At 73.0% G+C, this 22,947-nt stretch carries 15 protein-coding genes; 7 read left to right on the top strand and 8 right to left on the bottom strand.

Going from position 1 to position 22,947, the window contains the following annotated elements; genetic code table 11:
• Nucleotides 1-59: 59 nt before the first annotated feature.
• A complete protein-coding gene (locus tag ACZ4VA_RS24290) occupies nt 60-1,574 on the bottom strand; it encodes a CehA/McbA family metallohydrolase (RefSeq protein ID WP_468082504.1) in 1,515 nt (504 codons plus the stop codon).
• A 130-nt stretch (nt 1,575-1,704) separates the two neighbouring features.
• Between ACZ4VA_RS24290 and ACZ4VA_RS24285 the strand changes: the two genes are divergently transcribed.
• Both ACZ4VA_RS24285 and ACZ4VA_RS24280 read left to right on the top strand, forming a co-directional pair.
• Nucleotides 1,705-2,565 (top strand): TIGR03619 family F420-dependent LLM class oxidoreductase, encoded by an 861-nt coding sequence (locus ACZ4VA_RS24285; RefSeq protein WP_356163900.1) that lies wholly within the window; start codon nt 1,705-1,707, stop codon nt 2,563-2,565.
• 97 nt (nt 2,566-2,662) lie between these two features.
• The gene (locus ACZ4VA_RS24280; RefSeq protein WP_468082503.1) at nt 2,663-5,257 is read left to right on the top strand and encodes a bifunctional FO biosynthesis protein CofGH; all 2,595 of its coding nucleotides are present in this window, start codon (nt 2,663-2,665) and stop codon (nt 5,255-5,257) included.
• Nucleotides 5,258-5,300: 43 nt separating this feature from the next.
• On the opposite strand, the gene ACZ4VA_RS24275 is transcribed toward ACZ4VA_RS24280, so the two are convergent.
• A complete protein-coding gene (locus ACZ4VA_RS24275) occupies nt 5,301-5,831 on the bottom strand; it encodes a DUF2165 domain-containing protein (RefSeq protein WP_355789022.1) in 531 nt (176 codons plus the stop codon).
• Nucleotides 5,832-6,589: 758 nt separating this feature from the next.
• On the opposite strand from ACZ4VA_RS24275, the gene ACZ4VA_RS24270 reads away from it, so the two are divergent.
• Nucleotides 6,590-8,158 carry a LamG domain-containing protein gene (locus tag ACZ4VA_RS24270; RefSeq protein ID WP_468082548.1) on the top strand — a complete coding sequence of 523 codons (1,569 nt, stop codon included), beginning with the start codon at nt 6,590-6,592 and terminating at the stop codon, nt 8,156-8,158.
• Nucleotides 8,159-8,249: 91 nt separating this feature from the next.
• On the top strand, nt 8,250-10,751 hold the full coding sequence (locus ACZ4VA_RS24265; RefSeq protein ID WP_468082502.1) for a tetratricopeptide repeat protein: 2,502 nt from the start codon (nt 8,250-8,252) through the stop codon (nt 10,749-10,751).
• Nucleotides 10,752-10,806: 55 nt separating this feature from the next.
• Here ACZ4VA_RS24265 and ACZ4VA_RS24260 read toward each other — a convergent pair whose 3' ends face one another.
• Nucleotides 10,807-12,213: an FG-GAP-like repeat-containing protein gene (locus ACZ4VA_RS24260; RefSeq protein ID WP_468082501.1), complete on the bottom strand. Its 1,407-nt coding sequence runs from the start codon at nt 12,211-12,213 to the stop codon at nt 10,807-10,809.
• A 161-nt stretch (nt 12,214-12,374) separates the two neighbouring features.
• Between ACZ4VA_RS24260 and ACZ4VA_RS24255 the strand changes: the two genes are divergently transcribed.
• Nucleotides 12,375-13,490, top strand: a complete 1,116-nt coding sequence (locus tag ACZ4VA_RS24255) for an ADP-ribosylglycohydrolase family protein (RefSeq protein WP_356163904.1) — start codon at nt 12,375-12,377, stop codon at nt 13,488-13,490.
• 27 nt (nt 13,491-13,517) lie between these two features.
• Here the strand turns inward: ACZ4VA_RS24255 and ACZ4VA_RS24250 are convergent, their stop codons facing one another.
• Together ACZ4VA_RS24250 and ACZ4VA_RS24245 are read right to left on the bottom strand one after the other, a co-directional pair.
• Nucleotides 13,518-15,095, bottom strand: coding sequence for a sodium:solute symporter family protein (locus tag ACZ4VA_RS24250; protein WP_356163905.1), 1,578 nt, complete (start codon nt 15,093-15,095; stop codon nt 13,518-13,520).
• A 365-nt stretch (nt 15,096-15,460) separates the two neighbouring features.
• A complete protein-coding gene (locus tag ACZ4VA_RS24245; RefSeq protein ID WP_355785464.1) occupies nt 15,461-16,246 on the bottom strand; it encodes an SDR family oxidoreductase in 786 nt (261 codons plus the stop codon).
• Between the two features lie 106 nt (nt 16,247-16,352).
• Between ACZ4VA_RS24245 and ACZ4VA_RS24240 the strand changes: the two genes are divergently transcribed.
• Nucleotides 16,353-17,192, top strand: coding sequence for a hypothetical protein (locus tag ACZ4VA_RS24240; protein WP_356163906.1), 840 nt, complete (start codon nt 16,353-16,355; stop codon nt 17,190-17,192).
• 114 nt (nt 17,193-17,306) lie between these two features.
• On the opposite strand, the gene ACZ4VA_RS24235 is transcribed toward ACZ4VA_RS24240, so the two are convergent.
• The 3 genes from ACZ4VA_RS24235 to ACZ4VA_RS24225 all read right to left on the bottom strand — a co-directional run bounded on the left by ACZ4VA_RS24235 (nt 17,307) and on the right by ACZ4VA_RS24225 (nt 19,731).
• Entirely contained in the window at nt 17,307-17,516 is a 210-nt protein-coding gene (locus ACZ4VA_RS24235) for a DUF397 domain-containing protein (RefSeq protein WP_468082500.1), read from the bottom strand.
• Nucleotides 17,517-17,789: 273 nt separating this feature from the next.
• Nucleotides 17,790-18,647 carry a helix-turn-helix domain-containing protein gene (locus ACZ4VA_RS24230; protein WP_355785456.1) on the bottom strand — a complete coding sequence of 286 codons (858 nt, stop codon included), beginning with the start codon at nt 18,645-18,647 and terminating at the stop codon, nt 17,790-17,792.
• 328 nt (nt 18,648-18,975) lie between these two features.
• A complete protein-coding gene (locus tag ACZ4VA_RS24225) occupies nt 18,976-19,731 on the bottom strand; it encodes a GOLPH3/VPS74 family protein (RefSeq protein ID WP_355785452.1) in 756 nt (251 codons plus the stop codon).
• 230 nt (nt 19,732-19,961) lie between these two features.
• Here ACZ4VA_RS24225 and ACZ4VA_RS24220 point away from each other — a divergent pair, with 230 nt between their 5' ends.
• Nucleotides 19,962-22,748 (top strand): D-alanyl-D-alanine carboxypeptidase, encoded by a 2,787-nt coding sequence (locus ACZ4VA_RS24220; protein ID WP_468082499.1) that lies wholly within the window; start codon nt 19,962-19,964, stop codon nt 22,746-22,748.
• The last annotated feature ends 199 nt before the right edge of the window (nt 22,749-22,947 follow it).

Here is a 22,947-nt window from a genome sequence, read left to right as displayed (position 1 = left end):
GGCCCGCCCCGGCCGGCGGCTGGCGCCCCCGCCCGGCGCGAGGGGCCGACCCGTGTGCCCTACGCCCGCGTCCGCCCCAGGAACACCGGATTGGTGAACGCGGCCAGCGCTCCCGGCAGGCCCGGCGTCGCCGGCGCGTGCCGCACCTCGGCCCGTACGTAGGCGGCGTAGGCGGCGGTCGTGCGCCACTCGGCGGTACCGGTACCCGAGTCCGGCAGCACCGAGGTGAACAGCCCGCCCTGGTCGGTGACGAAGCGGACCGTGCGGCCCGGGGCGCCCGTCACCTCCAGGCGCACGGTGACCGGCGCGTCCGGGTCCACGCGCAACCGCTCGCCGATCCCGGCGTGCTCGCCCTTCGGGCCGGACGCCGTGAAGGCGAGCGACACCGACGAGGACTCGGCGACGTAGCAGCGGCCCGCCCGGATGCCGTCCTGGATCGCCTCGCGGGACAGGTCGTCGGCGAGGACGACGGTCTGCGGCAGGCCGACCGGGTCGGGATCGCGGTGCGCGTCGCTGTTGCCCATCGCCGGGATCCACCCGCCGCCGGACCGCACCGAGGCGACCAGCATGCCGTCCCAGTCCGCCAGCGCGATCTCGTCGTCCGGGGTGTAGGCGCCGTTCCACACCTCGACCGCGTCCGCCTCCCCGAACCCGAACTTCCAGTTGCAGCCGATGCAGGTGGCGTGCGGATGGGCGGGCACCACGAGCCCGCCGGCCCGCCGGATCTGCCGCGCGAACCGGCCGAAGCGGTTGTCGCGGGCCCGGTAGCGCCAGTCGACGAAGGTGCCCGGATCGGTGCCGAGGGCGAGCACGTGCCCGTTGCGGGTCGTCACCTCCTCGCCGAGCATGATCAGCAGGTCGTCGCCCGCCAGGTCCGCCCAGTGGGCGTGCGAGGAGTGGGTGTTGTGCTCCGAGGTGTTGATGAAGTCCAGGCCCGCGGCCCGGGCCAGGGCGGCGATCTCGGCCGGCGTGCGGCGCCCGTCGGAGTACCAGGAGTGCAGGTGGCAGTCGCCGCGGTACCAGGCCCGGCCGCGCCCCTTGGCGCGCGCGGGCGGGTACGCCGGCCTGACCGCGGCGCCCGGCTCGCCGTACGTGAGCGTCACCGTGACCTCGTACGGCAGGCCCTGCGGCGCCACCGTGTACGGGCCGAGCGCGATGTGCCAGGTGCCGGCGCGCACCGGCCCCGGGAGGTAGCCCGGCGTCGCGTCGTCCGCGCGGACGAAGAACTCCGAGCGGGCGCCGCCCGACCAGCCGCGGAAGCCCTCGCCGCCGAGGGCTGTGCCCCGTTCGTCGAAGAGGCCGATGTCCAGGGCGTTGCCCGGGGTGCCGGCCGGGACGGCGGGCTTGTCGTAGCGGTACGCGACCCTGATCTCCCGTACGCCGTGCGGCACTTCGACCGGCAGGTACACGAAGTCGGGCGAACCGGTGGGCAGGGTGCCCCGCACGGTTCTCGTCTCCTGGCCGTCCGCCGCCGCGGCGCCGCTCGCGAAGCTCACGCTTCCCAACGTAAGCGCGGCGGCGGCTCCCGTCACGAACAGCGCGCGTCTGCCGATGCCGTGGTCGTCCTCGCACATACAGCTGCTCCCAGGGGGTGGTGAGGGACAGGGGTGGCGCGGTCCACCTTGGTATTCACCCGTGAACTCCGGTGCAAGGGAAGGGGATCCGCGCCTATCGGGTTGGCGGCGCGAGTGCTAGGAAGTGCTCATGCGGATCGCCACCACGATCTTCCTCACCGACGAGACCATCACCCCCGTCCGGCTCGCCCGCGCGCTGGAGGAGCGCGGATTCGCCGGGCTGTACCTGCCCGAGCACACGCACATCCCGGTCGAGCGCACCACCCCGAACCCCTCCGGCGGGGAGCTGCCACGCGAGTACGGCCGCACCCTGGACCCCTTCGTCGCGCTCGCCCAGGCGGCGGCCGTGACCCGGGACCTCGGCCTCGGCACCGGGATCACGCTCGTCGCCCAGCACGATCCGATCGGCCTCGCCAAGCAGGCCGCCACGCTCGACCACCTCTCGGGCGGCCGGTTCACCCTCGGCGTCGGCTTCGGCTGGAACGTGGAGGAGGCCGCCGACCACGGGGTGCGGTGGAGCACGCGGCGCGAGCTGGTCCGCGACCGGATGGCGGTGATGCGCGCGCTGTGGGCGGCCGAACCGACCGCGTACACGGGGGAGTACGGCGGCGTACGGGCGAGCCACGCCCACCCCAAGCCCCTGCGCGCGCCCCGCGGGCCCGTGACCGGGCCGCGCACGCTCCTCGGCGGAGCGGCGGGACCGAGACTCTTCGCGCACATCAGCGAGTACGCCGACGGCTGGATGCCCATCGGGGGCCGCGGCCTCGCCGAGTCCGTCCCCGCGCTGCGGGCCGCCTGGGCCGGCGCCGGGCGCGATCCTGCTGCACTGCACGTGGTGCCGTCCGCCGTGCGGCCCACCCCGGGCAAACTCGCCCACTACGCGGACCTGGGCGTCGAGGAGGTCGTCGTGCAGCTGCCGCCCGCCGGGGAGGCGGAGGTGCTGCGGACGCTGGACGCGTACGCCCCGTACACGGCGGCGGCCCCCAGGTGAGCGGCCCCCGGCCGGCGGCGCCCGGGGGCGCCCGGCCCCGGGGTACGAACCGGACAGCGCCTGTTTCGCCTGATCACGACGATCGTATGCTCGACGGATGACGACTTCCGCGACTTCCGAGACCTCCGGGACCGGGCCGACCGCGAACTCCATGCGGCGTGCGCTCAAACGCGCGCGGGACGGCGTCGCGCTCGACGTCAACGAGGCGGCCGTGCTGCTCCAGGCCCGCGGCGCGGACCTGGACGACCTGACGGCGTCCGCTGCCCGGGTGCGGGACGCCGGACTGGAGGCGGCCGGCCGGCCCGGCGTCATCACGTACTCCAAGAGCGTGTTCATCCCGCTCACCCGGCTGTGCCGCGACAAGTGCCACTACTGCACCTTCGTCACCGTGCCGGGCAAGCTGCGCCGGGCCGGGCACGGGATGTTCATGTCCCCCGACGAGGTGCTGGACATCGCCCGCAGGGGCGCCGAACTCGGCTGCAAGGAAGCCCTCATCACCCTCGGCGACAAGCCCGAGGACCGCTGGCCCGAGGCCCGCGAGTGGCTGGACGCGCACGGCTACGACGACACGATCGCCTACGTGCGGGCCATCTCGATCCGCATCCTGGAGGAGACCGGCCTGCTGCCGCACCTCAACCCGGGCGTCCTGTCGTGGACCGACTTCCAGCGGCTCAAGCCGGTCGCCCCGTCGATGGGCATGATGCTGGAGACCACCGCCACCCGGCTGTGGTCCGAGCCCGGCGGCCCCCACCACGGATCGCCCGACAAGGAGCCCGCCGTACGGCTGCGGGTCCTGGAGGACGCGGGCCGCTCCTCGGTCCCCTTCACCAGCGGGCTGCTCATCGGGATCGGCGAGACGTACGAGGAGCGCGCGGACTCCCTGTTCGCCCTGCGCCGGATCTCCCGCGCCTACCACGGCATCCAGGAACTGATCATCCAGAACTTCCGCGCCAAGCCGGACACCGCGATGCGCGGCATGCCGGACGCGGAACTCGACGAACTCATCGCCACCGTCGCCGTCGCCCGGCACATCATGGGCCCCGCCGCCTGCCTCCAGGCGCCGCCCAACCTGGTGGACGCCGAGTACGGGCGGCTCATCGGCGCCGGCATCGACGACTGGGGCGGGGTCTCGCCGCTCACCATCGACCACGTCAACCCCGAGCGCCCCTGGCCGCAGATCGACGCCCTCGCCGGGCAGTCGGCGGCGGCCGGCTTCGAGCTGCGCGAACGGCTGTGCGTCTACCCGGAGTTCGTGCGGCGCGGCGAGCCGTGGCTGGACCCGCGGCTGCTGCCGCACGTACGGGCGCTGGCGGACCCGGAGACCGGCCTCGCCCGCGAGGACGCGGTGGTCGAGGGGCACCCGTGGCAGGAGCCCGACGAGGCGTTCACCGCGTCCGGCCGCACCGACCTGCACCACACCATCGACACCGAGGGCCGCACCGGCGACCGGCGGGAGGACTTCGACCTCGTCTACGGCGACTGGGAGTCCCTGCGCGAGGCGGCGGCGCCCGGGATGGTGCCCTCGCGCATCGACACCGACGTCCGCCAGGCGCTCGCGACCGCCGCCGACGACCCGACGAGGCTCACCGACGACGAGGCCCTCGCCCTGCTGCACGCGGACGGCCCGGCCCTGGACGCCCTGACCCGCATCGCGGACGACGTCCGCCGCTCTGCCGTCGGCGACGACGTCACCTACATCGTCACGCGGAACATCAACTTCACGAACGTCTGCTACACCGGCTGCCGGTTCTGCGCCTTCGCCCAGCGCCGCACCGACGCAGACGCCTACACGCTCTCCCTGGACCAGGTCGCCGACCGCGCCCAGCAGGCGTGGGAGGTCGGCGCGGTGGAGGTCTGCATGCAGGGCGGCATCCACCCCGACCTGCCCGGCACGGCCTACTTCGACATCGCGAAGGCCGTCAAGGAACGCGTCCCCGGCATGCACGTCCACGCCTTCTCCCCGATGGAGGTGGTGAACGGCGCCACCCGCACCGGCATGTCCGTCCGCGAGTGGCTGACCGCCGCCAAGGAGGCGGGCCTCGACTCGATCCCCGGCACCGCCGCCGAGATCCTCGACGACGAGGTCCGCTGGGTCCTCACCAAGGGGAAGCTGCCCACCGCGACCTGGATCGACGTCGTCACCACGGCCCACGAACTCGGCATCCGCTCGTCCTCGACGATGATGTACGGCCACGTGGACCAGCCCCGGCACTGGCTCGGCCACTTCCGCACCCTGTCCCGCATCCAGCAACAGACCGGCGGCTTCACGGAGTTCGTGACCCTGCCCTTCATCCACACCAACGCGCCGGTGTACCTGGCCGGCATCGCCCGCCCCGGCCCCACCGTCCGCGACAACCGCGCGGTCACCGCGATGGCCCGCCTGCTCCTGCACCCCCACATCCCCAACATCCAGACCAGCTGGGTGAAGCTGGGCACGGAGGGCGCGGCCGAGATGCTCCGCTCGGGCGCCAACGACCTCGGCGGCACGCTGATGGAGGAGACCATCTCCCGGATGGCCGGATCGAGTTACGGGTCCTACAAGTCCGTCGCCGACCTGATCGCCGTGGCCGAGGCGGCGGGCCGTCCGGCGAAGCCGCGCACGACGCTCTACGGCGAGGTGCCGGAGGAACGGCAGCGGGCCGCCGCGGCATCCGACGGCCACCTGCCCGAGCTGCTGCCCGTCCTGGAGTGAGGGCCGCGGGGCCGCCTCCCGCCGGAGGCGGCCCCGCGGTGCGCTACGCCCCGCCGTCCGCAGGCGAGGATGCCCGGCCGCCGAACGGCAGGTGCACGACCAGCAGCACGACCCCGCTCAGCGTGAAGACGCGGGTCGCGGCGTCGAGGCCGTTCCAGGTGTCCGACTGCCACATCGCGAACCACTCGCCGCCGACGCCGATGAACCCGGCGCCGAACAGCAGCATCACCATCAGCAGCCCGTACGTCGACAGCCGCCGCGCCTCGGTGTGCCTGCGCCGCGCCCACAGCCAGGTGGCGGCGACCAGCACGAGCGCGGAGAGCGTCTCCCACACGATGATCACCACGTAGGCCGTGTCCTGCAACGCCTCGGACTCGACGGCCCGCCACATCAGGTCGTCGTCCTTGAACGTGGTGTCCATCGCGAGCACATGCCGCACGAACTGCTGGTTGGTCCCGAAGTCGGTGATGTTCCCGAACGCGACGAGCGCCATGTAGAGCGCGACGGTACCGGTGAGAAGCGCGGCGGCGAGGGGAAGGGCGGAGGTCCCACGGGAGGGTCGGGTGGCGGCCATGTGGCAACTATGGCGGGGGTGCCCCGCGGGGCCCAGGGGATTTTCGGCGCTTCCGGGCCCGCGCTGGGGAAAACAGTTCGGTCCTGTCGGTGCCCCCTGTTAGCTTCAGGCGGCTCGTGTGATCCACGGGCCGGAAGTCCACAGGGGAGGGGAAGTTGGGTACGAGGAGAAGATCCGGGGCCACGCGCACCGGGGTCCGCCGGCTGGCGGCGGTTTCCTGCGCGACGGTGGTGGCCACGGCCGGGTCGGTCCTGTCCGGCACGGCGTTCGCGGCGGACAACCTGCCGCCGAAGCAGCCGCTCGTGCAGGACCTGAAGACGGGCAGCAAGGCGTGCGCGACCGGTGAGGACAAAGCGTACGTCTCGGGGCCGCCGACGCTCTGGGCGGTCCTTCACGACCCGCAGGAAGACGACCTGCCCGCGGGTGCCGACCTGGTCAAGGGCGAGTTCGAGGCGTGGTGGACGGACGAGGCGGGGCTCGAGCAGCGCCGTACGTACACCTCGTCCCCGACGCTCCCCGGGACGGCGCAGCAGTGGCGGATGCCTGAGGGCGTCCCGGCCAACACGGTGGTGTCCTGGCACGTCCGCGCGAACGACGGCAAGGCGGTGTCCGCCTGGAGCGACGAAGGCACCGGCTCGGCATGCGAGTTCGTGTACGACGACGTCAGCCCCGAGAAGCCCGCGGTCACCTCACCCGAGTACCCGAACCCCGAGGAGGTCTTCTGGGTCGACGGCGTCGGTGTCTACGGTCACTTCACGATGGACTCGCCGTCGGACGACGTCGTGTCGTACACCTACCACTTCCTGGGCGGCCCGTCCGGAACGGCCGCCGCCGAGAGACCGGGAGCGGCCGTGACCGTTCCCTACCTTCCGCTCTCGTCGGGACCCGCCTCCGTACAGGTCCGCGCCGTCGACCGGGCGGGCCGCAGCAGCGCGGAGACGACGTACCGCTTCAATGTGAAGGCGGGCCGCGCCCCCGTCGCGCACTGGAAGCTCGACGACCCGGCGGGCTCCCGTTCCGCGGCCGCAGAGACGGGCACCGCTGCCCGTGCGGGCACCGGGGTGACCTTCGGGGGTGCCGCTCCCGCCGGTACCGGAGTGACCGCCACCGCCGCCCTCGACGGCAGCGGCCACGGCTTCCTCACCCCGGACGTACCGGCCGTCACGCCCGGGAAGACCTTCGCGGTCAGCGCCTGGGCGCGACCCGCGCGGACCGGCCGGAACATGACGGTCGCCAGCCAGGACGCGGGCGACACGGCGGCCTTCCGGCTCGGGCTGGCCAGCCGCGACTCCGGTCCCGTCTGGTCCTTCGCGATCGGCGGCACGCGGCTGTCGGGCGGCGCCCCGGAGACCGGTGAGTGGGCGCACCTGCTGGGACTCTACGACCAGGAGACGGGCACCGCGCGGCTGTACGTGAACGGGCGCCCCGTCGGTGACGCGGTGAAGGCCACGCCCTCCGCGACGAGCGGGGCGTTCCAGATCGGCCGTGCCCGTGGCACGTCGGGCTACCACGCGCGGTGGCACGGCAGCGTCGGTGAGGTGAGGGTGCACGACCGGGTGGTGGTGCCCGAGGAGGCGGAGGCACTTGCCTACCGGAAGCCCGCGCTGCTCGGCCGCTGGGCGCTGGAGAACGCGACAGACGGCGCGAGCCCGGAGCAGGGCGGCGGGACCCCGCTGAGGCTGGGTGCGGGCGCGACGATCCACCGCGCCACCGGTGACTCCTGCATCCCGGAACTGGACCCCGACTGCCCCTACGTCCCGCCCGCGCTGGTCGGCGACGGACACCTGCGGCTGGACGGCGAGACCGGACACGCCGTCGCCGAGGGCCCGGTGGTGGACACCGGGGACAGCTTCACCCTGGGTGTGGTCGTCCGGCTGGCGGACTCCGAACCGGCCCACCCGATGACGGTGCTGTCGCAGGCCGGGGAGAACACCGACGCCTTCAAGGTGCGCTACGAACCGAGCGAGCACGCCTGGCAGTTGGTCGTGCCCGTGCGTGACGAGGCGGATGCGCGCGAGGTCGTGGTTTCCCAGATCGAGGCCGCGGACGGTGGCGAGGGCCAGGGGCATCGCCTTGCCGTGGTCTACGACGACGCGGCCGACACGGTCAAGCTGTTCCTGGACGGCGTGACCAACGCCGACGCCACCGGCACTCTTCCCGACGGCTGGCACAGCTCGGGGGCCCTCCAGGTCGGCCGCTCCAAGGCCGGTGACGGCTGGGGAGAGTACCTGCACGGAGACGTGGACGAAGTCCAGGCGTTCTCAGGCGCGTTGAAGGACGACCGGATCGTCGCCCTCGGTACGGGAACGGACGTCTTCCTCGACTGACCGTCCGACGCGCCGGAAGCCACCCCGGTTTCCGGCGCGTCGGGTCACACTGGTGGTCGGCCTGACCGGTGACCGGGGGAGGGAACGGCTCATGGCGCGGGCGCGGTCCTCGACGCAGCAGGTGATCAGCGAGCGCAGCCGGCGCGCGTTCGTCGGACGGGACGCCGAACGCGCTCTGTTCCGGGACAACTTGGAGCACCCGCCGCAGGACGAGCGGCACACGTTCCTCTTCCACGTGCACGGCAACGCGGGCGTCGGGAAGACGTGCCTCGTGCGGGAGTGGGAGCGGATCGCGCGGGAGTGCGGGGCGCTCACCGTGTACGTCGACGAGGCCGTGGGCAGCGTGCCCGAGGCGATCGCGGCGATCAGCGACCGGTGCGCCCGGGAGGGGCACCGCCTCAAGGACCTCGACCGCCTGCTGGCCGCCCACCGCGAGCGGCGCCACGAGGCGGAGACGGCGGTCGCGGCGGCCCTCGGACCACAGGCCGGCCGGACCGCGGACACGCAGGGCCCGGACGCGGCGGCCCAGCCGTCGCAGCTGACCCTCGCGGCGACCCGGGCCGGACTCGTCGGCCTCGGCCTCCTGCCCGGCGTCGGCGCCTTCGCCGGAGCCGTCGACCCGGTCCAACTCGCCCAGAGCGCCGACCGGTTGCGGACGTCGATGGGCGGCAGGCCGCGCAACCAGGAGGACCTGCGGCTGGTCCTCGCCCCCGAGCAGGTCCTCACCCCCGTGCTGCTGGACGAACTGGCCGGGACCGCGGCCCGGGTGCCCTGGATCGTCCTCTTCTTCGACACCTACGAGCGCACCGCGCCCTTCCTCGACGGCTGGCTGCACGACATGCTCGGCACGGACCGCCACGGCGGAGCCCTGCCGGACAACGTCGTGGTCGTCACGGCCGGGCAGCGCCCCCTGGACACCGCACGCTGGAGCGGGCTCGCGGACTCCGTCAGGGACGTGCCGCTCGGGCCGTTCACCGAGACCGAGGCGCGCCTGCTGCTCGCCGGGCGGGACGTCGTCGCCGAACCGGTCGTGCGGGAGGTGCTGCGGCTCACCGGGCGGCTGCCGGTGCTGGTCTCCACCCTGGCCGCGAACCGGCCCGCCGCGCCGGACGAGGTGGGCGACCCCAGCGTCACCGCCGTCGACCGCTTCCTGAAGTGGGAGCGGGACCCCGTACGCCGGGCCGTGGTGCTGGCCTGCGCGCTGCCCCGGCGGCTGGACGCGGACGTGTTCCGGGCGGCGTCGGGCTGCGCGGACGCCGAGGCGGACGCCCTGTTCGCGTGGCTGCGGGAGCTGCCGTTCGTCGGCGACGGCGGGAACGGCGTGCGGTACCACGACGTCGTACGGGCCCCGATGCTCCGCCTGGAGCGCCGCCGTTCACCGCGCGGCTGGACCGAGCGGCACACGCGGCTGGCCGGGACGTTCGGGCGGTGGCGCGGTGAGCTGGAGGCGGGCCCGGACGCCGGGCCGCCGTGGGCCGACGAGGAGTGGCGGGAGCTGCGCCTCGCGGAGTCCTACCACCTGCTGTGCGCCCGCCCCCGGGCCGCGCTCCCCGAGGTGCTGGCGGACACGGTCCGCGCGTGCGACCAGGGCGAGGCGGTGGCCGCGCGCTGGGCCCGGGCCCTGGCCGACGCGGGCGAGGACGCGGACGCCGTGGACGTGGCCCGCTGGGGACGCGACCTCACCGAGGCCCTCGCCGGACCCGGGGAGCCGGAGGGTACGGGCGAGGCGGCGGCCGGCGGCGAGGAGCGTCCGGACGCCGGTGTCGTCGCCGCACTGGGGCTGCTGCTGAACCGGGCCGGTCTCGGCCCGGCGGAGCAGGCGCTCGCCCGCACGGCACGCGGTGCGGCGCTGCGGCGGGCGGGGGCCCACGCCCGGGCGCTGGCCGAGTACGACCGGGCGGTCGCCCTCGATCCGGCGCTGGCCCGCGCCCACCGGGGCCGCGCCCTGAGCCGGGGCGAACTGGGCGACTACGAGGGCGCGGTCGCGGACCTGGACCGCGCCCTGGCGCTGGCGCCGGACGACGGCCGGGCCTACGCGATGCGCGGCGAGTACCGGCGGATCCTGCACGCGTACGACGCCGCGGTCCGCGACCTGGACCGGGGGATCGCCCTGGACCCGGCCCGGGCCTTCGCGTGGGCGTCGCGGGGCGCCACTCGGCTGGGCATGGGCGAGCTGGACGAGGCGCTCGCGGACCTGGACCGGGCGCTGGAGCTGAGCCCGGAGTACGGCTGGGCACTGGCCCGCCGGGCGCGGGTGTGGCGCGCCCGGGGCGAGCACGACCGGCAGCTGGCGGACCTCGACCGGGCCGTCCGGCTCCAGCCGGACTGGGCGTGGGGCGCCTGCGAGCGCGGCGACGCCCTGCGCGTCGCCGGGCGCCACGAGGAGGCGCTCGCGGACTACGACCGGGCGCTCGCCCTGGACGACGCGTACGCGTCGGCGTACGCGAGCCGCGGTGCCTGCCTGAGTGCCCTCGGACGGCACGCGGAGGCCCTCGCGGACCTGGACCGGGCGCTGGAGCTCAGACCGGGGTACGCGTGGGCGCTGGAGCGGCGCGAAGCCGTCCGCGACCGTCTGGCCGACGACGCGAGGTGACCCCCCCGGCCCGGGGGGAGGTCACGCGAGCCGCCCGTCCCCGAGGGCGGGCCGGTCAGCGGGCGAGCCGCTGTCCGAACAGGGCCTCCTTCTCCGGGGCGCCGAGCGAACCGGGGCTGAACGAGGCGATGTTGGTGGTCGTCGTGCCGGACTTCGAGCCGCGCAGCACCCAGACCGCGCCGGAGTCCTTGTAGGTGCCGTCCTCCAGCGGGGCGGCCGCGACGAGGTCGGCCCGGTTGTTGGCGTTGACGTCGACGAGCAGGACCGTACGGCCGAAGTTGTCGCTCGTCTCGGACACGCCGGGGACGCCGGACGTGGACTGGTTGAAGGCCTGGGCGCCCGAACCGGTCAGACCGGACGCGCCGCCCTTGAGCAGGACCACCGCGCCCGCCTCGCGGACCGAGCCGATGTCCTCGCCGGGGACGCCGACCGCGATGTCCGGGTAGCCGTCGCCGGTCACGTCGCCCGCGGCCAGCGAGTAGCCGAACTGGTCCCCGAGGTTGCGGTAGTTGTCGCCGGCCTCGTCGGTGCCCGGGACGCCCGCCGTGTTCTGCGTGATCTTGGTGGTGCGCGTGGAGGGCCCGTTCGCCGAGCCGTAGACGACGCGGACCGCGCCCGCGTCGTAGTCCATCATCTCCGACACCTGGTCGACCTGGCGGGTCACGAAGTCCCCGTAGCCGTCCTGGTTCACGTCGGCCACGACACCGCCGACGGTGTAGAAGCCGGTGCTCTTGAACGTCGAGCTGAGCCCGGTCGAGGTCCCCTTGTAGTAGCGGGACTGGAACTGCATCTCCTCGAAGCCGTTCGTGGTGACGACGTCGTCCTTGCCGTCGCCGTTCATGTCACCGACGGCCACGTCCTGGGGGCCCGACTCGTCCGCGATCTCCAGCGTGTCGGTGCGGGCGGGGACGCCGGCCCGGGTGATCGGGCCGAAGCGGACCTCCAGGTTGCCGTTGGCGTTGACGATCAGGTCGGCGTGGCCGTCCCCGTCGATGTCACCGGCGGCGACCCGGTAGGAGGGGTCGGGGAGCGCCACGGCGTCGCCGAGCCCGTGGGCGGAGCCCCAGAGCACCATCGGGGCGTAATAGCTGCCCACGGCCAGATCGGTGTAGCCGTCCCCGTCGAAGTCGCGGGCGGCGGTGCTGGTGCCGAAGGTCCCGTACTCCATGAGGTCGCCGGGCACACCGTCGGTGGCCTGCGTGATCAGCTGCGGGTGCGCGGTGTCGCTGCCCGCCGAGGAGCCGTACACGACGGAGACGGAGCCGGCCTGGTAGACGCCCGACACGGTGGCGTACGGGGCGCTGACCGCGAGGTCGGCGAAGCCGTCGCCGTTGAAGTCCACCACGGGGGTCTTCGGCGCGGCGGCGGCGGCCGGACCGGCGGACAGGACCAGGGGCGCGGTCAGCAAAGCGGCCAGCGCCGCGCACCGTGCGACGCCGCGACGGCTCTTGGGGTGAGGCACGAATGACTCCGAAAGTTCGGTCCGGATAGGTCTGTCGTTCATCTGGACCCGCGAGGGACCCGAACGGTTGTGGTGCGGGTGACCGATCGATCGGCTCTGCCCTGAACCGACCGTTCCCGTTCGATTACAGTGCTGAGCGATGCGGACCGGAGGAGGGCGTGGTGGGTGCGACATCCGGTGCCGTCTGGGGCCGCAGGGAGCAGCAGGACTTCCGGAGCCGGGTGCGCGGGACCCTGCTGGGGGCGGCCCTCGGGGACGCCCTGGGCGCTCCCCTCGACGCGCTGAGCCTGGAGGAGATCCGGACGGCGCACGGCGCGGCCGGAGCCGTCGATCTCGCCCCCGCGTACGGCCGACGCGGCTCGGTCACGCATCTCACCCAGCTCACGCTCTTCACCTTCGACGGCCTGATCCGCGCGCAGGTCCGCCGCGACACCGGCGCCTGGCACCCGCCGACCGACCTGCACCGGGCCTACCGCCGCTGGGCCGCGACGCAGAGCGACTGGGGTCCCGACGAGCGCCGCAAGGACGACGGCTGGCTGGCCCGCGAGGAGTGGCTGTACGCCCGGCGCGCTCCGGCCCGCGCCTGCCTGCTCGGCCTGGGCGACGACACCATGGGCACGCTGGACGCGCCCAAGAACCCGGGGGAGCGGGGGGCCGAGGCCGCGGCGCGGTCCGCGCCCTTCGGGCTGCTCGTCGGCTGGGAGCCGCAGCTCGTGATGCAGCTGGCCGTGGAGTGCGCGGCGCAGACGCACGGGCACCCCGTGGCCTACCTGTCGGCGGGGGCGTACGCGGTCGTGGTGCACGCCCTGGCCCGCGGCGAGAGCCTGGACGCCGCCGTGCAGCGGGCCCTGGCGCTGCTCGCCGCGCGCCCGGGTCAGCAGCCCGTCACCGACGCGCTCCAGCACGCCCTGGGCGCCGTACGGCAGGGGATGCCGTCCCCGGGCAGGGTCGAGGAGCTCGCGGGTGAGGGGACGGCCGAGGGGCTGCTCGCGGTGGCCGTGTACAGCGCGCTGGTCGGCGAGGACGTGCGGCACGGGCTGTCCCTCGCCGTGAACCACGGCGGGCACTCGGGCGCGGCCGGCGCGCTGACCGGGGGGCTGCTCGGCGCCCTGCACGGCGAGACGGCCCTCCCGCCGGCCTGGCTGGCCGAGCTGGAGGGCCGTCCCACGATGCTGGTGCTGGCGGACGACTTCGCCATGGAGATGACCCAGGGGCCCGCGCTGCACGGGCCCGCCGGTTCGTCGCCGGGCTGGCTAGCCCGCTATCCGCGCGCCTGACCGGACGACCGCCGGCCGGGCGCCCGGTCAGTCCTTGACGGGCGTGCCCACCACCCCGTCCGCCGCCTGTGCCGGGGCGGGAACGGCGGCCGCCGCCGCTCCGGAGCCGTCGTCGTCCGTGTTGATGATCTCGATGAGGGCGTCGCGCTCGGGGGTGTCCTCGGGCTTGAGGAAGCCGATGAGGACGTAGAGGACGAGGGAGATCGCCATCGGCACGGAGACCTGGTACTCCAGCTTCACGTCGGTGCGCTGCGAGAAGTCCAGGTGGTAGTTCATCAGGAAGAACGCGATCAGTCCGCAGGCCCAGCTGGTGAGCGCCGCCGTCGGACCGGACTTACGGAACGGCCGGAGCAGGCCGAGGATGAAGGGGATCGCGATCGGCCCCATGAGGCCGGCCACCCACTTGATGACGACCGTGATGATGTCCTTGAACGTGGGGGAGTTGACCTGTGTGGCCACCGCCATGGACAGGCCGAGGAAGGCGACCGTGGTGACGCGCCCGGCGATCAGTCCGGCCCGGGTGTCCCAGGCCCGCGCCGCCTTGGACAGCACCGGCATGATGTCCCGCGTGAACACGGCGGCGATCGCGTTCGCGTCCGAGGAGCACATGGCCATCGTGTGCGAGAAGAACCCGACGACCACGAGGCCCAGCAGGCCGTGCGGCAGCAGCTGTTCGGTCATCAGCCCGTAGGCGTCGGAGCCGTCCGGCTTCTCGGCCGTCACCAGAAGCGGGGACAGCCACATCGGGATGAAGAGGATGAGGGGCCACACGAACCAGAGCGCGGCGGAGAGGAACGCGGACCGCGTGGCCTCCTTGGCGCTGCCCGTCGCCATGTAGCGCTGGGCCTGGTTCCACATGCCGCCGTTGTACTCGAACAGCTTGATGAAGAGGTACGCGATGAAGAAGACGGTCATGTACGGGCCCGCGAAGCCGTTCGCGTGACCGTCCAGCTTCGGCGAGTCGAGCGCCTTGGACAGACCTCCCTGGTCGGAGATCTTGTTCAGCGCGATGACCAGCATCGCGACGCCGGCCAGCAACTGGATGACGAACTGGCCGAGTTCGGTCAGCGCGTCGGCCCACAGCCCGCCGATCGTGCAGTAGACGGCCGTGATGCCGCCGGTGATGAGGATGCCCTGGGTGAGCGAGACCCCGGTGAAGACGCTCAGCAGCGTGGCGATGGCGGCCCACTTGGCGCCGACGTCCACGATCTTCAGCAGGATGCCGGACCAGGCGAGCGCCTGCTGGGTCGGCAGGTTGTAGCGGTCCTTCAGGTACTCCAGCGGCGAGGCGACGTGCAGTCGTGAGCGCAGCCGGTTGAGCCGCGGCGCGAAGGCCTTGGCGCCGATCGCGATGCCGATGGCGATGGGCAGCGACCAGGTGACGTACGAGGTGATGCCGTAGGTGTACGCGATGCCGGCGTACCCGGTGAACATGACCGCGCTGTAGCCCGACATGTGGTGCGAGATGCCGGACAGCCACCACGGCATCTTGCCGCCCGCGGTGAAGAAGTCGCTGACGTCGTCCACGCGCTTGTGGGACCAGATGCCGATCGCGGTCATCACGCCGAAGTACGCGACCAGGACGGCCCAGTCGAGACCGTTCATGTGCCCCCTCCAGGGGTCCGCCTTTGAATCTGCAGATACCGGACGGCACTTCGCCAGTACGCATGGGTCCCCCGCCCGGGCGGAGCCGGGATCGTCGGGGGGCGGGCGGAGCCCCCGTGCGGGTGCGGGGACTTGGGGGATTGAACCGCCGGTTCGACCGGCCGGTCAAGCCCTAGTTGGTCATGGATATGAACACAGATCAGAAAGCAGAACGATTTTACTTGCTCTTGACCTGTAGGGATGTTGTCGTGCTCGTGACGTGAACCACACGATGAGCGGGCACTTCGCCAGACGGACCAGCGACAAGGAGACAGGCGTACGGGATGCGGGTCCCGTGCGGCCGGAACAGGAGCCGACAGCCGCGATCAGCGCATGAGTTCGCCGGCGTTCACGAGCAGGGACTGCCCAGTGATCGCCCGCGCCCTGTCGGACGCCAGGAACACCACGGCGTCCGCCACGTCCCCGTCCGTGGCCAGCTCGGGCAGCGCCATCCGCTCGGTCAGCCGCTCGCGCACGACCGACTCCGGCACGCCCTCGGTGTGCGCGGTGAACCGGACGTACGCCTCCACGGGCGGTCCCCACATCCAGCCCGGCAGCACGGTGTTGACCCGGATCCGGTACGGGCCGAGCTCCCGGGCGAGCGAGTACATCGCGCTCGTCAGGGCGCCCTTGGACGCCGCGTACGCGGCCTGGCGCACCTGCGTGGGGGCGGCCACCGACGACTGGGTGCCGATGACGACGACCGAGCCGCCGCCCTCCTTCAGCGCGGGCAGGCAGGCGCGGGTCATCCGCAGGGTGCCGAGCAGGTTCACGTCGATGACCGACTGCCAGGTGGTGAAGTCGGCGTCCTCCAGCCCCCCGAAGTAGCTGTCCCAGGCGGCCACATGGACCACGGCGTCGATCCGCCCGAACCGCTCCCGGGCCAGCGCCGCCAGCGCCTCACAGCTCGTCTCGTCGGTGATGTCCGTCGCCCGGTACGCCGTGTGGGCGCCGTCCGGGTCGAGCGCGGCGGCCGTCTTGGCGAGGTTCGCCTCCGTGCGTGCGCCGAGCACCGCGTTGCCCCCGTCGCGCACCACCGCCGCCGCGACCTGGTGTCCGAGCCCGGCGCCGACTCCCGAGACGACGACGGTCCTGCCCGCGAGCAGCGGCATCGGAGGCCTCCCGGCTCTGGCGCATTGTCTGACGGGGCGTCAGAGTATGGGCTGCCGACCGAGGAAGGAAGTCCCGCGCGGGACCGGCGCAGGAAAGGGGAGCGACATGAGCGAGGACACCCGCAGCGAGGTGTACGCGGAACTGGCCGCCCTCGGCCCGTACGGCGTCCACCCGGGCCACGCCCTGATCACGATGGTCGAACCGCACCCGGGCCACGAGCACGCCTACAACCGCTGGTACGAGGACGACCACTACTACGCCGGCGCGATGGCGATGCCCTGGATGTTCGCGGGACGCCGCTGGGTGGCGACCCGCGACCTCCAACTCCTGCGCCGACCCGAGAAGTCCGCCGTCGCCCAGCCCGTCACCGCCGGCTGCTACCTGTCCACGTACTGGGTCACCGAGGGCCGCTACGACGACCACATGCGGTGGACCGTCGGCATCAACAAGCGCCTGAACCGCGACCACCGGGTCTACCGGGAGCGCACCCACGTCTTCACCGCGTTCCAGGACCACGAGGCCACGGTCTACCGCGACGGCGCCTCGGGCCCCCGCGACTTCCACGCCCTCGACCACCCGTACGCGGGCCTGGTCCTTCAGGTCGTCGACGCCGAATCCGCCGAGCAGCGCGCCGAGTTGCTGGACTGGCTGCGCGTCCGCCACCTCCCCGGGCGGCTGGCCGGCTCCCCGGCCGCCCTCGTCACCGTCTTCCGGCCGACCCCGCTGCCCGGCGACCGCATGACCTACGTCAAGCAGGTCGAGGGCGTCGACACCCGGCTGACCCTGCTGTGGTTCCTCGAAGCCGACCCACGGGAGTGCTGGGAGGCATGGTTCACGGGGCTGGACGACGAGGTGGCCGCGTCCGGGCTGGGACGGGTGGAGCTGCTCGCCCCCTTCGTCCCCACGGTGCCCGGCACGGACACCTACGTCGACCGGCTCAGGTAGCCGCCGCGGCCTCGGGAAAGGCCGAGCCCCCTCGGCCAGGACGGCGGGCCGGACGAGAGGGCTCTGTCGGTGGTGCGTATCCAGTTGGTCGGTGCGGTTGTGGGTGTCGGTGCATCAGGTGAGGTCGAAGGCTCCCCGTCCGACCTCCGTCACGAACGCGCTCCACGAGTTCGCGGGGAACGCCAGGGTGGGACCCTCGGGGACCTTGGAGTCCCGGACGGCCATCGCCGCGACGAGCGGGGACTTGACCTCGACGCACGCGCCGTTGCCCGTGGAGTACGAGGACTTCGTCCAGGTGTCCGTGGCGCCTTGCTGGATTGCCATTTTTGCTCCGGTAGCCAGTCGTTGAGTTGCTGTCACCGGGCTGCGGGGTCCTGGCGGAACCCGCGGGCCGGTTTGCGCCAACGTTGTTGCTCGATGGCGTGATCGACGCTACTCGCCAACATCGGTTGGCGAAGCGACTATTCACTCGACTGGATGGCATATTCCAGGGGGGTCTTCCATCCCGGTCCGGCGAAGGTGTACTGTTCCGCACCTTCACGCCGGAGGACCCCTCTCAGGGCGTCCCGGACCGCCTCCGCGGCCCCGGCGCCGGACTCAGCGCGCGTAGTCCTTCGCGATGTCCGCGATGAACTGACGGGACTGCTCCACGTTCAGCGCCTGCGCGCGCAGGTGCTCGTACATGACGCTGTACTTCTGGACGTCGTTCGCCTTCTCCAGGTACAGGTCGCTCGTGACGCCCTCGATGTAGACGACGCTGGAGTCCGCCGCGTCCGGGAACTCCAGGATCGCGTACTGCCCGTTGAGACCGGGATGCGCGCCCATGTCGAAGGGGATCACCTGCACGGTGACGTGCGGCAGCTGCGACTGCTCGACCAGGTACTCCAACTGGTCCCGCATCAGGGAGCGGTTGCCGACGGTCCGGCGCAGCGCCGCCTCGTCCAGCACGGTCCACAGGCGCAGCGGGTTGTCCGGCGCGGAGATTCGTTCCTGCCTGCGCAGGCGCACCTGTACGCGCTTGTCGATGTCGGCCGGGGCGGTCTCCGGCAGCGCGCCGGCGATCAGCGCCTCCGCGTACGGCCGGGTCTGGAGCAGGCCGGGGACGACCTGGGGGTCGTAGACGCGCAGGGACGCGGCGTCGGTCTCCAGGCCGATGTAGACGCTGTAGGGGATGTCGCCGAAGGAGTGCCACCAGCCCTGCTGGCGCGAGTCCTTGGCCATCTGCATCAGCGAGTCGACGATCCGGTGGTCGTCCACCTCGTAGACCCCGCACAGGTCGCGGACGTCGCGCTGGCTGATGCTGCGCCGCCCGTTCTCCAGGCGGCTGATCTTCGACTGCGAGACGAGCAGCCGCTCGGCCACCTCTTCGGCGGTCATGCCCTTGAGCTCGCGGAGCCGCCGCAGCTCCTGGCCCAGCCGGCGGCGCCGGACGGTGGGATTGACATTGGACGCCACGGGACGTGCACCTCCGGCTGCGTGCCTCTACTTTGCGTATCTGCTGTTGAGCAGACTGCCACCAAGGTGCTTTCTACCGCTGGGAAACAGTGGATATGCGCTGCGTACACGACAGTTCGGGACGAGCCCGGTCCCCGCGGCACCCGTACATGCGGCCGCGCGGGGCGGTGGGGCCGTGACGGGCGTCCTGGCGGACGGACGTACGGCCTCACCGCCCCGCGCGGACCGGCGGCTCCCGAACCGGGTCGTGTGGGGACTGCGGTGCGGCGCTGACGTGCTGGACGTGCGGAGGTGGTGCTGGTCGTGCCGGGTGCCGGGGTACTGCGGCTCAGTGGACCACGGCGCGCGCCATGGAACCGTGGCGCGGTTGCATCGGGACGCCCCTGGCGGGCTCCGGTGCGGACCTGACGCCGGCGGTGGCCGGACGGCCTGCCGGTGCCGGGCTGCGGCGTGGTTGTGCGCCCACGCCGTTCTGGACGTCCATGACCGCGTGTGCCACGAGGCCGCCCATGGGGTCGTGCCTGATCAGGTCCCGGAGCCTGGATCGGGACGATCGTCCCTCGTTCCCCGGGTAGAGGTGCTTGCCGAGACCGACCGCGTGGGCCAGTGCGGCGAGCGCCGCGGTCCGCGGGTCCGGCGGTACGCCGGTGCGGATCGCACTGTCCAGCCGGGCCCTGATCTCCCGGCTGATCTCCGTGTCCGTCGCCTGGTAGCGAGTCGTCGGAAGCACCCCGCACATCTGGCCGGCCACGGCATGGACCATGCCGCACCTCTCCAGATGCGAGAGATAGGTCTGGCGCAGCCCCAGGCGGGGTCCGCCAATCCAGTTGACCGCGCGTACGGGTGCTCCGCGTCGGCGAAGCAGTTCCAACGCACAGTCCAGTGTCGGATCTCCAGTCGGCCGTGGTGCCACCACGGCGATACGATCCCCGTCTGGGGCTATCCGTCCGGCCAGCGCCAGCTCCACTAGCTGTGCTCCGGCCAGACCGAGGTCGAGCGACTGCGGCTGTGCGGTGGTACCCGTGGTCGGGTCCAGCGCCAGCAACAGAAGCTCCTCCGGAAGTGTTCTGCGGCTCCTGCCCATCCATGCCTCCCCGCGTGGATGAATGACAGGGTGACCCCTCTCACATTGGTCTGTCGAGGGTGCGTGACCGCTTCGTAGTGGAACCGGTAGATATGTCGTTCTCGTCTACCGGTGTGGGCGGGCCCGCACACAGGACACTGGTACATGGTTCGGACAGCGGTGTCCGGCGGGCGGTTCGAGGGTTCACGGTTCGGTTGGGCGTCGCTGGGCGGCGCACGGAGGAGGCATCGGTGGCGGGCGAGTCCCCCGACAGGTCGAAGCAGCACGAGTCGTCGGCGTCGTCGGCAGAAGCGACGTCGGGGACCCCGGCCGCGGTTCCGGGTCCGACGCGGGGGTCGGCGTCGACCCCGGCCGACCCGCGGATGGCGGTGGCCCGCGAACGGGCCGCCACGGTACGGGTCGACCAGGCGACGGCGGTCTTCTCGACCCGGGCGCTGAAGGAGGCCGAGCGGTCCGAGGGCGCTTCGGAGGCGCCCGGAGCCCCGGAGAGCGCCTCTGAGGCGGTTCCGGAGCCGGCGGGGCCCGCGGAGTCCGCGGCTCCGGCGGAGGCCGGCGAGAAGGGCCCCTCGGGCGACGCGCGGCTGCGGGCCGCGGTCGCCGCGTGGGTGGCGACCGCGGACGACCCCGCGGACGCGGACACCCCGGAGACCCCGGAGACCCCCGACACGGATGCCTTCGGCGAGGACGCCTCCGGCGAGGACACCTCCGCCGAGCCCGCCGCCGACGAGCGCGGTGCCGACAAGACCGCCGCCGCCCGTGCCGCGGAGGCGGCCGTCGCGGACGCGAAGACCGCCGTCGCCCCGGGGGACGTCGAGGACACCGACACGCCCGAGGACGCGAAGGCATCCGGGGACGCCGAGGCCGCCGTCGCGCCTGCGGACGCGAAGGGCACCAAGGCTCCCGGACCCGCCAAGGACCCGAGGAGTGCGGCGACGCCCGTCGCTCCGCAGGACGCCAAGGGCGCCGAGACGCCCGAGGACGCCGAGGCTCCCGAGGACGCCAAGGGCTCTGCGGATGCGAAGGCTCCCGGAGACGCAAAGGCTCCCGAGGACGCCAAGGGTCCGAAGGCCGCCGGGACGGCTGTAGTCCCCGAGGACGCGAAGGTCTCCGGAGACCCGAAGGCTCCCCGGGACGCCGAGGCTCCCAAGGGTGCCGGGACCGCCGTGGCCACCGAGGACGCGAAGGTCCCCGGAGACGCCAAGGCCCCCGAGGACGCCAAGGGTGCCGGGGAGGGCGGGGACGACGGGCCCCGGGTCGACCAGGCCACCGCCGTCTTCAAGGCCGTACGCCCGACCGCCCCGCCCGTGGACCAGCCCACGACCATGCTGAAGCTGGGCGACGCCAGGCCGGGAACCCCGACCGGCAAGTCCGGTGCGAAGCCGGAGACCGCGTCCGGGGCGAAGCCCGCCGCGGCAGCGGGCGCCAAGCCCGCCACCGAACCCGGTACGAAGCCGGAGACCGCGTCCGGCACGAAGCCCGCCACCGAACCCGGCGCCAAGCCCGCCACCGAACCCGGCGGCAAGCCGGGTGGTGCCCCCTCGGGGGAGCCCCCGGCCGAGCGGACCAGCAAGTTCGTGGCGCTGAAGCCGCTGGACGAGCCCCCGGCCGCGAAGCCCCGCGCGGCGTCCGCACCGGCGACGGCGAAGCCCCCGGTCGCCCCGGCGGAGGCCACCGCGGCCGTCCCGCAGGTGGGCCCGGAGCGGACCACGCAGCAGCCGCTGCCGCCCAAGCCCCCGCTGGACCTGCTCGCCGAGCTGACGAACACGCCGCCGCCCCCGGAGACCCCGGTCCGCACGATCGTGCGGCGGTTCAAGATCTGGACCCCGCTGGTCCTGCTGCTCGCCGTCGTCTTTGCGGTAGCACAGGCCGTACGGCCGCTCCCGGCGCCGGGCCTCGCGCTCACCGCCGACGAGACGCACACCTTCGAGGGTGGCGACCTCGACCTGCCGTGGCCGGGTCAGGGCCAGTCGGCGATCGAGGTCGAGGGCGTCGGCAGCCTCGGCACCGACGGCAAGCAGAAGCCCGCCCCCATCGCGAGCGTCGCCAAGATCATGACGGCGTACGTGATCCTGGAGGAGCACCCCCTCAAGGGGAACGAGGGCGGCCCGCAGATCACCGTCGACCAGAAGGCCGAGGACGAGTCCAAGAACGAGGACGAGTCGACGGCCGCGGTCTCCAAGGGCCAGAAGTTCACCGAGCGCCAGCTGCTCCAGATGCTGATGATCCCGTCCGGGAACAACGCGGCCCGGCTGCTCGCCCGTTGGGACTCCGACAGCGAGACCTTCGTCGGCAAGATGAACGCCGCGGCGAAGAAGCTGGGCATGTCGAAGTCGACGTACACGGACCCGAGCGGTCTGGAGAAGACGACGGTGAGCACCGCCACCGACCAGCTCAAGCTGGCCAAGGCGGTCATGCAGAAGGACGTCTTCCGGACCATCGTCGGCATGGCCAGGGCCGACATCCCCGGCCTGGACAAACCGATCTACAACAACAACGACCTGCTGGTGAAGCAGGTCGGCGTGATCGGCCTCAAGACCGGCTCGTCGACCCCCGCGGGCGGCAACCTGGTGTGGGCGGCCACCAAGACGGTCGACGGCAGGACGCAGACCGTGTACGGCGCGGTCCTCGGCCAGAACGCCGGTACGGGCCGGGTCTGGGACAGCCTCCAACTGGCCCTCACCAACAGCCAGAAGCTCATCGACAAGGTCCAGCAGGGCCTGACCTCCGCCACGGTGGTGAAGAAGGGCGACGTCGTCGGGTACGTGGACGACCGGCTCGGCGGCAGGACCCCTGTGGTCGCCACCAAGAACCTCAAGGCGGTCGGCTGGCCGGGGCTGCGCACGAAGCTGTCGATCGGCCCCGGCAAGGAGAGCGTCCCGCACACCGGGAAGGCCGGCACGGTCGTCGGCGAGCTGACGGTGGGCGACGGTTCCGACCACGCGGTGGACATCCCGGTCGCACTGCAGTCGGACCTCGCCGAACCGGGCTTCGGCGCCAAGCTGACGCGGGTGACCTGACACGGTCGGACGGCCCGGACGTTCACCCGTCCGGGCCTGCCCGGCGCCCGGGCCCGAGCACGGGCGGACGTACGCCGGGGTGAGGTCCGCGCAGCACCGCGCACGCACCGTGCCCGCCGGGCAGCGGCCCACCCGGGCGCTCCCCGGCGGGGTGCGTGCTAGCGTCGCGAACCGGGGCGGGTCGTGGGCCGTGGGGTCC

This window comes from Streptomyces sp. NPDC028308 (assembly GCF_055565855.1).
This window is presented reverse-complemented; position numbering and strand designations above follow the sequence as displayed.

Bases quoted from the DNA above. Each gene is read 5' to 3' on its own strand.
- ACZ4VA_RS24245 (WP_355785464.1), bottom strand. From the start codon at position 16,246: ATGCCGCTGCTCGCGGGCAGGACCGTCGTCGTCTCGGGAGTCGGCGCC.
- ACZ4VA_RS24240 (WP_356163906.1), top strand. From the start codon at position 16,353: ATGAGCGAGGACACCCGCAGCGAGGTGTACGCGGAACTGGCCGCCCTC.
- ACZ4VA_RS24235 (WP_468082500.1), bottom strand. From the start codon at position 17,516: ATGGCAATCCAGCAAGGCGCCACGGACACCTGGACGAAGTCCTCGTAC.
- ACZ4VA_RS24265 (WP_468082502.1), top strand. From the start codon at position 8,250: ATGGCGCGGGCGCGGTCCTCGACGCAGCAGGTGATCAGCGAGCGCAGC.
- ACZ4VA_RS24225 (WP_355785452.1), bottom strand. From the start codon at position 19,731: ATGGGCAGGAGCCGCAGAACACTTCCGGAGGAGCTTCTGTTGCTGGCG.
- ACZ4VA_RS24250 (WP_356163905.1), bottom strand. From the start codon at position 15,095: ATGAACGGTCTCGACTGGGCCGTCCTGGTCGCGTACTTCGGCGTGATG.
- ACZ4VA_RS24290 (WP_468082504.1), bottom strand. From the start codon at position 1,574: ATGTGCGAGGACGACCACGGCATCGGCAGACGCGCGCTGTTCGTGACG.
- ACZ4VA_RS24275 (WP_355789022.1), bottom strand. From the start codon at position 5,831: ATGGCCGCCACCCGACCCTCCCGTGGGACCTCCGCCCTTCCCCTCGCC.
- ACZ4VA_RS24280 (WP_468082503.1), top strand. From the start codon at position 2,663: ATGACGACTTCCGCGACTTCCGAGACCTCCGGGACCGGGCCGACCGCG.
- ACZ4VA_RS24270 (WP_468082548.1), top strand. From the start codon at position 6,590: ATGGACTCGCCGTCGGACGACGTCGTGTCGTACACCTACCACTTCCTG.
- ACZ4VA_RS24285 (WP_356163900.1), top strand. From the start codon at position 1,705: ATGCGGATCGCCACCACGATCTTCCTCACCGACGAGACCATCACCCCC.